The following is a 9,171-nucleotide window of genomic DNA, read 5'->3' as shown; positions in this document are numbered from 1 at the left end:
TGGCGGTGCAGGAGGAGTGGGCGGCGACGGCGCCGCGGGTGCGGGGGGAGATTCTGCGGAGGGCGTTCGATCTGCTGCAGGAGCGGCGGGACGAGTTCGCGTTGCTGATGACGTTGGAGATGGGCAAGCCGCTGGCGGAGGCCAGTGGTGAGGTGACCTACGGTGGGGAGTTCTTGCGCTGGTTCTCGGAGGAGGCGGTGCGGATCTCGGGTCGGTATGCGACGAATCCGGAGGGGACGGGGCGGATGATCGTCTCGCCGCATCCGGTGGGTCCGTGTTTCCTGATCACGCCCTGGAACTTCCCGTTGGCGATGGCCACGCGCAAGATCGCTCCGGCCCTGGCGGCCGGCTGCACGGTCGTCATCAAACCCGCCGCCCTCACGCCGCTGACCACCCTCGCGTTCGCCGCGCTGCTCGAGGACGCCGGTCTGCCCGCCGGCGTCGTCAACGTCGTCACGACGACGGGGTCGTCCGCGCTGTCGGCTGCGATCCTCTCGGACCCGCGCCTGCGCAAGCTCTCGTTCACCGGCTCGACGCCGGTCGGCCAGCGGCTCATCGAGCAGTCGGCGCAGAACGTCCTGCGCACCTCGATGGAACTCGGCGGCAACGCCCCGTTCGTCGTCTTCGACGACGCCGACCTGGACGCGGCCGTCGAGGGCGCCATCGCCGCCAAGTTCCGCAACATCGGCCAGGCCTGCACGGCCGCCAACCGCTTCATCGTGCACGAGGTCGTCGCCGACGAGTTCGCCCGCCGCGTGACCGAGCGCGTGAAGGGGATGCGCGTCGGCCACGGCGCGGACGACGGGGTGTCGATCGGCCCGCTGATCGACGCCGACGCGGTCGCGAAGGCCGCCGAGCTCGTCGGAGACGCCGTCACGCGCGGCGCGTCGGTGCTCACGGGCGGCGACGCCATCCCCGGCGCCGGCAGCTTCTTCCAGCCGACGGTGCTGTCCGGCGTCGCGGCCGGCAGCCAGATCCTGCGCGAGGAGATCTTCGGGCCGGTGCTGGCGATCGCGACCTTCGCCGACGAGGACGAGGCGGTCCGGCTGGCGAACGACACCGAGTTCGGGCTGGTGTCCTATGTCTTCACCAAGGACCTGGCTCGTGGCCAGCGGATGATCGAGCGGCTGCAGACCGGGATGATGGGGCTGAACGTCGGGGTCGTCTCCAACGCGGCGGCGCCGTTCGGCGGCGTGAAGCAGTCGGGCCTGGGCCGCGAGGGTGGCTTCGAGGGCATCCACGAGTACCTCAGCACCAAGTACACGCTCACCCCCGACCCGTTCGGAGCGTGAGCCCGCCGCGCGGCCGGGTGCCGGCTAGAGGACGGTCTCGACGCCGATCCGCACCCGGTCGCCGAGCTCGACGCCCTCCGCGCGCCGCACCGACCCCTTGATCGCGACGACGTACGCGCCGTCCGCGCTCTCCGGGAACACCGAGGTCGACCAGCGCGACGCGCCGAGCGTCACGATCACCTTGACCGCTCCGAACCCGGCCGGGGGATGCGGCTGCAGCCGGATGTCCTCCGACACGTCCTCCGGCAGGCGCGCGAACACCCAGAGGTCGCGTCGCGCCTCCCAGCGGAACAGCTCGGTCTCGAACTCGTAGCGGGTGCCGGCCATGCGTCCATCCTGCCCGAGGCCGCCGACAGAGCGCCCCTGACGCGCGCCTCCCCGGGCGCGGTATCCTCGCCGGGACACCAGGAGGTCGACATGCCCCAGCGCCCAGGATCCGTCACGTTCGTCGCCGTCCTCGCCTACCTCAACGGCATCCTGAGTATCATCGGCGGCGTCGTGATGCTGTTCACGCGCGGCGCGATGACGGGTGCGGGCAACGCGGGCACGGAGGCGGGCATCACGACGTCGGCGATCATCTCGATCATCCTCGGCATCGTGATCCTGATCGTCGCGCGCGGACTGCTGAACGGCAGCGCCGTCTCCCGAGGGCTCGTCACCGTCGTGATGATCATCAACATCTTCAACGGCATCCTGCTGATGTTCACGCTGCAGTTCATCAGCGGAATCATCGACATCCTCTGGGCGTTCCTGATATTGGCACTGCTCTTCACCCGCCGTGCCAACGCATTCTTCGCCAGTCGGCAGACCACCTGATCCGATCAGACAGAATGGAGTCGGGCGCCGACGCCGGCGCCGCAGGTGACCGATCGTGAAAGGCTGTTGCGATGCGCTGGCCGTCCTGGCTCCGACGGCGCACCGTGAAGACGGTGCGCACGCGTCCGTTCGACGAGGACGCGCTCCCGGAGCCGGCCGCGCCCACGGCGGAGCAGTCGCTCGAGGAGGGCATGCTGCTCGCGGAATACGCCACCAGGATGGCGGTCAAGAACCACATCGTCGTCGACACCATCCAGTACGGCCACGACTTCGACCCGGCCAGGCACACTGCGGAGGCCGCCGCGATGCTGCGCGAGCTGGCGTCCGAGCAGGGCGAGGCGGCCGGCCGCAACGAGGAGGAGCTGGCGCAGGCGACCGGGATGCGCGGCGACGCCAGGCACCCGCACGACTACCGCGACGTCGACGTCGCGAACCTGCAGCTGCGGCACACGGTCGCGCTCGCCCTCGCTGACGCGCTGCGCGCCGAGGCCGAGTCGGAGGACGAGCTGCTGCGCATCGTCGAGCGCAGCAGGCAGGACGCCTGGGACGAGGTCAGCCGGGCGATCGAGGCGGGGCTCGACGCGTTCTCCGGCGTCGAGGCGCTCAAGGAGAACTACGAGCGCGAGCGGCCCGCCCGGCTCAAGCTGCTCATCTGGCGCGACCTGGCCCGGCTGCAGGAGGAGCGCACCGGCTACTGATCGCCGCGTAGGCTCACCGCGGGCACCAGAGCCCCCACCTCGGTGCGCACCCAGCGGTCGCCGGTCTCGCGCTTCTCCCGGCGCGTGCTGAACCGGTAGAGGAACATCCTGGCCCGCACCGCCCGCGGCGGCGCACCGTGGAACGGGTCGTCGCGCAGCAGCCGGAGCGTCGCCCGGTCGGCCTGCAGCAGCCTGAGCAGGAAGACCTCGAACCAGGGCGAGTCGCGGGAGCCGAGCGCGAGGAACCACATCAGCCAGTCCAGCCGCAGGTGATAGGGCGCGAACTGGCGGGGGAGCCGCCGCACGTCGCCCGGCTTGCCCTTGAAGCCGTATTCGCGCCATTCGGCGTCCGGGTCGTGCGGGTCGTCGCTCGTGCCCTCCACCACCACCTCGTAGCGCTGCTTGGTGACGCTGCCGAACGCGCCGTACGCGTTCACGAGGTGCCAGCGGTTGAAGCTCGCGTTCATCAGCTGGCGCCGCGAGAACAGGTTCCTGAGCGGCCACCAGCTGAGCACCACGAGCAGGGCGCTCACCGCGAGTGCGACCACGGCATACCAGAGCGGGATGCCGGACGCGCCGATCCCGCCGTGCACCGCGCCGCCGGTCGCCCACGCCCACACCGGGTCGCTGACCGCGGAGAACGCGAGCACGACGGTGATCCAGTTCAGCCACGCGAAGTTGCCGGTCGCGACGAGCCAGAGCTGGGTGAGGATGACGACGGCCGCTGCGGCGCTCGCCACCGGCTGCGGCAGGAACAGCAGCCACGGGACGACGAGCTGCGCGATGTGGTTCCCGAGCACCTCGACGCGGTGCCACCAGCGCGGCAGCAGGTGCGCGGTGCGGCTCAGCGGGTTCGGCATCGGCTGCGTCTCGTGGTGGTAGTAGAGCGCGGTCAGGTCGCGCCAGGACCGGTCGCCGCGCATCTTGATCATCCCGGCGCCGAACTCCAGCCGGAACACCAGCCAGCGCACCAGCAGGATGATCGTGATCGGCGGCGCCGTGTCCCACGAGCCGAGGAACGCCACCGTGAAGCCGGCCTCGCAGAGCAGGCTCTCCCAGCCGAAGCCGTAGAAGGTCTGGCCGATGTGGACGATGGACAGGTAGAGGAACCAGACGACGAGGAACACCGGGACGAGCGCCCAGGTCGGCGCGAGCTGCACGACCCCGAGCACGATGAGCGCGGAGAGCGCGGCGCCCGTCCACGCGACCGTCAGCAGCAGCCGGTCGCTGTAGCGCCAGCGGAACAGTGTCGGCTGCCGCTTGGCGTAGGGGTGCCGCAGGAAGCGGGGAGCCGACAGCAGGCCGTGCTCGCCCAGCAGTGCGGGGAACTGGTTCACCGCGGAGACGAACGCGATCAGGTAGAGCGCCGCCACACCGCGCTGCAGGATCTCCCGAGCGATCGTGTAGTCGGTGCCGGCCAGCCACCCGACGACGTCCACGCACACCACCTCGCAAACGCGTTCACCGTACCTCGGTCGCGGTCCCCGCGCGAGGGGTCAGGCGGCGCGCTCGGTGGGCTCGACGCGCACGGCGTCCAGGCGGATGGCGCGGTGATCGGACGCGCCGGCGGGCAGCACGCCGATGTGCTGCACCTCGAAACCGGTCGAGGTGACGAAGTCGAAGTAGCCGGTGAAGTACTTGTACCGCAGGTAGGTCGGCTCGTCGGTGCGCTGGAGCGTGTACCCCGCGGTGGTGAGCCGGCGCTCGAGGCCGCGGATGAACCACGGGTAGTTGAAGTCGCCGACCATGATCGCCGGAGTGTCCGGCGCGAGCGATCGCATCCCGTCGTGGGCCGCCGCGATCTGCTTGCGGCGCAGCGAGTTGGATGCGGTCAGCGGAGCGGCGTGGAAATCGCCGACGAGCACGCGCTCGCCGTTGTCCCTGTCCCGCAGCAGCGCGGCGAGCAGGCGCTCGTTCGCGGGCGCGAGCACCCGGTCGTGCAGCGACTTGTTGACGGCGAACACCTGCGTGTCCAGGATCTCGTAGCGCTCTTCGCGCACGTACATCGCCAGGCCCAGCCGGTTGGCGCGCGTCGCGTCGGCCAGCCGCAGGTGGTGGAGCTCGGCGGGGAGGGCCTCGCTGTCGCACTCCTGCAGGCACAGGGCATCGACGTCGTAGGTCTGGGCGATGTCGGCGAGCTCGTGACCGGCCGCGTGTTTGCGGAGGTTGTAGCTGACGATCCTCAGGGCGATCCACCTCATCTCGTGTGCGTCCCGTGCGGGCGGACGCATCGCCAATTCTGGCCCAGCCGCGGCCGGCGGCAAGCGCGGACGCGACGAACCACACGGAATTCACACCCTGGCCACTGCCCGTTCCAACGGTACGGTTGTCGCATGGCTGGCGATGCGGTTGTCCTCACCGTCCCGGGTCCGCACGGGGATCGCGAGATCCGGATCTCGAGTCCGGGTCGGGTCCTCTGGCCGGAGCTCGGCATCACGAAACTCGACCTGGCGAACTACATCGTCGCGGTGGGCGACGCGTTCGTCCGCGCCAACGGCGACCGTCCGGTGTCGCTGCAGCGCTTCCCGGAGGGGATCGACGGCGAGCAGTTCTTCTCCAAGAACCCGCCGCGCGGCGCCCCGGACTTCATCCGCGCGGTCCCCGTCGTCTACCCGAGCGCGCGGTCGCACCCGCAGCTGGTGATCGACGAGCCGGCCGCCGCGGTGTGGGCGGTGCAGATGAACACGATCGTGTTCCACCCCTGGCCGTCGCGCGCGGAGGACTCGGACAACCCGGACCAGCTGCGCATCGACCTGGACCCGCAGCCGGGCACCGGCTTCGCCGACGCGATCCCGGCCGCGATCGAACTGCGGAGCGTCCTCGCGGAGGCCGGCCTCGACGCGTTCATCAAGACCTCCGGCAACCGCGGCCTGCACGTCTTCGCGCCGATCGAGCCGGACCACGAGTTCCTGGAGGTGCGGCACGCGGTCATCGCCGCGGCCAGGGAGCTGGAGCGCCGGATGCCGGACGCGGTGACGACGGCGTGGTGGAAGGAGGAGCGCGGCGAGCGGATCTTCGTGGACTTCAACCAGGCCAACCGCGACCGGACGATGGCGGGCGCGTACAGCCCGCGCGCCCTCGCCCACGCGCCGGTGGCGACGCCGGTGACCTGGGACGAGCTGGAGTCGGTGGACCCGCGGGACTTCACGGTGCTGACCGTCCCGGACCGGCTGCGGACCGTCGGCGACCCGTGGGAGTCGTTCGGCGACGCTCCCGGCCGCATCGACACGCTGCTCGAATGGTGGCAGCGCGACCTGGAGGCGGGCCTCGGCGAGCTGCCGTTCCCTCCCGACTACCCGAAGATGCCGGGCGAGCCGCCGCGCGTGCAGCCGAGCCGCGCCAAGAAGGGATAGCGGCTTCGGGCACGCGTCCGCGGACCACGTTCATCGCGCCCCCGCGGGGCGACATTTGGCGCAAATCGTGCTCATCGCGACGCCGAAGGCGACATTTGGCGCAAATCGTGCTCGCGCTGTTCGGATCGCGGTCAGTCAGGTCAGGACGTCGCCGAGGTCGTAGGCGACCGGGCGGTCGAGCTGCTCGTACGTGCAGGAGCGCGGGTCGCGGTCGGGACGCCAGCGCTCGAACTGCGCGGTGTGGCGGAACCGCATGCCCTCCATCTGGTCGTAGCGCACCTCGAGCACGCGCTCCGGGCGCAGCCGGATGAAGGAGACGTCCTTGCTGGCCGAGAACCGGCTGCGGTCGGTCTCGCCCCTCACCGTCGCGCCCGACTCGTCGCGCTCGACGAGCGGGTCGAGCTCGTCCACGAGGGCGAGGCGCTTCGCGTCGCTGAACGCGGAGACGCCGCCGACGTTGCGCAGATCGCCGTCGTCGCCGTACAGCCCGACCAGCAGCGAGCCGACACCGCGGCCGCTGGTGTGCACCCGATAGCCGAGCACGACCACGTCCGCGGTCCTGTGGTGCTTGATCTTGAGCATCGTGCGCTTGTTGGGCGCGTACGCACCCGCGAGCGGCTTCGCGACGACACCGTCCAGGCCGGCGCCCTCGAACTCGACGAGCCAGCGCCGGGCGAGCTCGTCGTCGGTGGTGGTCCTGGTCAGCTGCACGGGGGCGGGCAGGTCGCCGGCGAACTCCTCCAGCGCGGCCCGGCGCTCCGAGAACGGCTTCTCCAGGTACGACTCGTCGCCGACGGCCAGCAGGTCGAACGCGACGAACGTCGCGGGGGTCTGCTCGGCGAGCAGCTTCACGCGGCTGGCGGCGGGATGGATGCGCTGGGAGAGCGCCTCCCAGTCCAGCCGCTGCTTCCCCGGCTCGCCGGTCGGGACGACGATCTCGCCGTCGAGGACGCACGGTCCGGGAAGGATGCGCCGGAACGCCTCCACCAGCTCCGGGAAGTAGCGGGTGAGCATCTTGGAGCCGCGGCTGCCGATCTCGACCTCGCCGACCGTGCCGTCGCCGGCGTCCGCGGCGTAGACGATGGCGCGGAAGCCGTCCCACTTGGGCTCGTAGCTGAGGCCGCCTGCCACGCTGTCCTGATCGGGCACCGCGGGGACGGCCTTGGCGAGCATCGGGGCGACGGGGGACTCCGCTGAGGGGCGCATGGTTCGATCATGCCGCGGCCGGCGGGGGAGCGGAAGGGAGGCGAGGCTGGGCGTCCGCCGCGAGACACCGGCGACGGACGGATGTTAGGTAAGGCTCGCCTATACTCGAAAGCGCCATGTACCGTCCCGACCACGCAACGCACACCGCGTCCACCGCGCACCACGACGACCGCGTGCAGTTCCTCGTCGTCGCGGACGAGACGTCCCTGGCCCAGCTGGAGGCCGAGCTGGCGCTGCTCCCGCTGTGCGCCCGCGGCCGTGTCTTCGTCGAGGTGCAGGACGAGTCCCAGATCGGTCCGCTCGCGGCGCCGATCCGGATGACCGTGACCTGGCTGCCGCGTTCCCGCCGCTCCGGACGGCCGGGCACCGCAGAGCGCTGCGGTCGCGGCGAGGCGGCGCTCCGCGCGGTCAGCGCCTGGACCGCGGAGATGCTGTGCGACGGCCCGGGGCAGACCCGCGCGATCGTGCTCGGCTCCTGGCCGGTCGTCACCGAGATCCGCGAGCACCTGTCCGAGACGGTCGGGATGGACACCGCCTCGATCGTGGAGCCCGCCCGCCGCTGAGCGGGCGGCGCTGAGCACCCCGATCAGTCGGGGACGCCGACCAGTTCCGCGCTGAGCACCCACAGGTCGCGGCCGAGCTGGGCGTCCCGTGCCTGCGCGGCCGTCGCGCCGTTCGCGCGGAACCGGTCGAAGTACGTGCCGCTCGGCGCGCCGACCGGCACCGGTCCCGCCAGGTGCAGCAGGGGCGCCGCTCCCGTCTCCGGCCCCACGCCGTAGCGGCCGCCCGTGACGGCGTTCCCGAAGCGGATCAGGGGCGAGGTGGCCCCGAAGCTCGTGACAACCGTGCCCGGATGGAACGAGTAGGCGGTCACGCCGGTCCCGGTGAGGCGTTCGGCGAGCTCCGCCGCGAACAGGATGGTCGCGAGCTTCGCGGTGCCGTAGGCCCGCCAGCCGCCCCGCCACGGGCGCTTCTCCCAGTCGAGGTCGTCCAGGCGCAGCCGGCCGAACCGGTTGGCGAGGCTCGCCGTCGACACCACCCGCACGTCCCGCCCCAGCGCCGCCGTCTGCTCCAGCCGCGGGCGCAGCAGGTGCGTGAGCAGGAACGGGGCCAGGTGGTTGGTCTGGATGGTGCGCTCGTGCCCGTCGGCCGTGACCTCGCGCCTGCTGTAGAGGCCACCCGCGTTGTTCGCGAGGACGTCGATCGTCTCGTAGCGCTCGAGCAGCGCCGCCGCGAGCGCCCGGACGTCGTCCAGGCGCTCGAAGTCGGCGAGGAAGGGCGTCGCTCCCGTCCGCTCGGCCACTGCGCGCGTGCGCTCCGGATTGCGACCGACGACCGCGACCTCGTCGCCGCTCTCGGCCAGCCGCGCCGCGGCGACGGCGCCGATCCCGGAGCTCGCCCCGGTGACGACGACCGTGCGCCTCCCCGCTCCGCTCGAACTCACCGGTAGCCGCCCTTCTCGAGTCCCGCCTCGATCTCGAACCGGTTGCGCAGCGGGTCGCGTCCAGCCAGCAGGTAGAGGAACGGCAGCAGCATCCCGTAGCGCTGCCACTGCCGCTTGTGCACGGCCTCGTGCTCCAGCACGGCGTCCGACACGTTGCGGTCGGTGAGGTAGCACGCTCCCACGCACGACCCGCCGCGGCCGAAGGTGCGCTTCGGCATCCCGCGGAACACGAACAGCCCGTCCCGGCGCTCCACCCGTCCGGTGCTCCAGACGAAGCCCCAGACGAGCCCGACGGCGGTCGCGTAGAGGTAGCCGAGCCGGCTGAGCGGGGAGTCGACGAAGACGTCGTGGATCAGCCGCAC

At 71.5% G+C, this 9,171-nt stretch carries 11 protein-coding genes; 5 read left to right on the top strand and 6 right to left on the bottom strand.

The window, feature by feature from the left end; all coding sequences use genetic code 11:
- Positions 1-1,292: NAD-dependent succinate-semialdehyde dehydrogenase (locus ACTHMF_RS10880; protein WP_440317510.1), on the top strand; the 1,292-nt coding region annotated here is incomplete at its 5' end.
- Positions 1,293-1,316: 24 nt separating this feature from the next.
- Here the strand turns inward: ACTHMF_RS10880 and ACTHMF_RS10875 are convergent.
- Positions 1,317-1,619 carry a DUF1905 domain-containing protein gene (locus ACTHMF_RS10875; RefSeq protein ID WP_314149032.1) on the bottom strand — a complete coding sequence of 101 codons (303 nt, stop codon included), beginning with the start codon at positions 1,617-1,619 and terminating at the stop codon, positions 1,317-1,319.
- Between the two features lie 90 nt (positions 1,620-1,709).
- Between ACTHMF_RS10875 and ACTHMF_RS10870 the strand changes: the two genes are divergently transcribed.
- Together ACTHMF_RS10870 and ACTHMF_RS10865 are read left to right on the top strand one after the other, a co-directional pair.
- Positions 1,710-2,108 (top strand): DUF7144 family membrane protein, encoded by a 399-nt coding sequence (locus ACTHMF_RS10870; RefSeq protein WP_440317508.1) that lies wholly within the window; start codon positions 1,710-1,712, stop codon positions 2,106-2,108.
- Positions 2,109-2,179: 71 nt separating this feature from the next.
- Positions 2,180-2,806: a hypothetical protein gene (locus tag ACTHMF_RS10865; protein ID WP_440317506.1), complete on the top strand. Its 627-nt coding sequence runs from the start codon at positions 2,180-2,182 to the stop codon at positions 2,804-2,806.
- Here the strand turns inward: ACTHMF_RS10865 and ACTHMF_RS10860 are convergent.
- Together ACTHMF_RS10860 and ACTHMF_RS10855 are read right to left on the bottom strand one after the other, a co-directional pair.
- The gene (locus ACTHMF_RS10860) at positions 2,800-4,245 is read right to left on the bottom strand and encodes a lipase maturation factor family protein (RefSeq protein ID WP_440317504.1); all 1,446 of its coding nucleotides are present in this window, start codon (positions 4,243-4,245) and stop codon (positions 2,800-2,802) included. The genes ACTHMF_RS10865 and ACTHMF_RS10860 overlap by 7 nt on opposite strands.
- Before the next feature lie 57 nt (positions 4,246-4,302).
- Positions 4,303-4,998: an endonuclease/exonuclease/phosphatase family protein gene (locus tag ACTHMF_RS10855; RefSeq protein ID WP_399553008.1), complete on the bottom strand. Its 696-nt coding sequence runs from the start codon at positions 4,996-4,998 to the stop codon at positions 4,303-4,305.
- A 141-nt stretch (positions 4,999-5,139) separates the two neighbouring features.
- Between ACTHMF_RS10855 and ligD the strand changes: the two genes are divergently transcribed.
- Positions 5,140-6,159 carry a non-homologous end-joining DNA ligase gene (gene ligD / locus ACTHMF_RS10850; RefSeq protein WP_440317502.1) on the top strand — a complete coding sequence of 340 codons (1,020 nt, stop codon included), beginning with the start codon at positions 5,140-5,142 and terminating at the stop codon, positions 6,157-6,159.
- A 135-nt stretch (positions 6,160-6,294) separates the two neighbouring features.
- Here ligD and ACTHMF_RS10845 read toward each other — a convergent pair whose 3' ends face one another.
- On the bottom strand, positions 6,295-7,365 hold the full coding sequence (locus ACTHMF_RS10845) for an ATP-dependent DNA ligase (RefSeq protein WP_440317500.1): 1,071 nt from the start codon (positions 7,363-7,365) through the stop codon (positions 6,295-6,297).
- A gap of 116 nt (positions 7,366-7,481) precedes the next feature.
- Here ACTHMF_RS10845 and ACTHMF_RS10840 point away from each other — a divergent pair, with 116 nt between their 5' ends.
- Positions 7,482-7,928, top strand: coding sequence for an SIP domain-containing protein (locus ACTHMF_RS10840; RefSeq protein WP_314149039.1), 447 nt, complete (start codon positions 7,482-7,484; stop codon positions 7,926-7,928).
- A 23-nt stretch (positions 7,929-7,951) separates the two neighbouring features.
- Here ACTHMF_RS10840 and ACTHMF_RS10835 read toward each other — a convergent pair whose 3' ends face one another.
- Together ACTHMF_RS10835 and ACTHMF_RS10830 are read right to left on the bottom strand one after the other, a co-directional pair.
- Positions 7,952-8,809 carry an SDR family NAD(P)-dependent oxidoreductase gene (locus tag ACTHMF_RS10835; RefSeq protein ID WP_440317498.1) on the bottom strand — a complete coding sequence of 286 codons (858 nt, stop codon included), beginning with the start codon at positions 8,807-8,809 and terminating at the stop codon, positions 7,952-7,954.
- Complete coding sequence (locus tag ACTHMF_RS10830; RefSeq protein ID WP_440317496.1) at positions 8,806-9,171, bottom strand: Fe-S oxidoreductase; 366 nt, start codon at positions 9,169-9,171, stop codon at positions 8,806-8,808. Before ACTHMF_RS10830 ends, ACTHMF_RS10835 begins: the two co-directional genes overlap by 4 nt.

The sequence above is a fragment of the Leifsonia sp. genome, assembly GCF_051955155.1.
In the GTDB taxonomy this organism is placed as follows: Bacteria; Actinomycetota; Actinomycetes; order Actinomycetales; family Microbacteriaceae; genus Leifsonia.
Note: the sequence above shows the minus strand (reverse complement) of the source record. Positions and strands in the feature narration are given on the sequence as shown.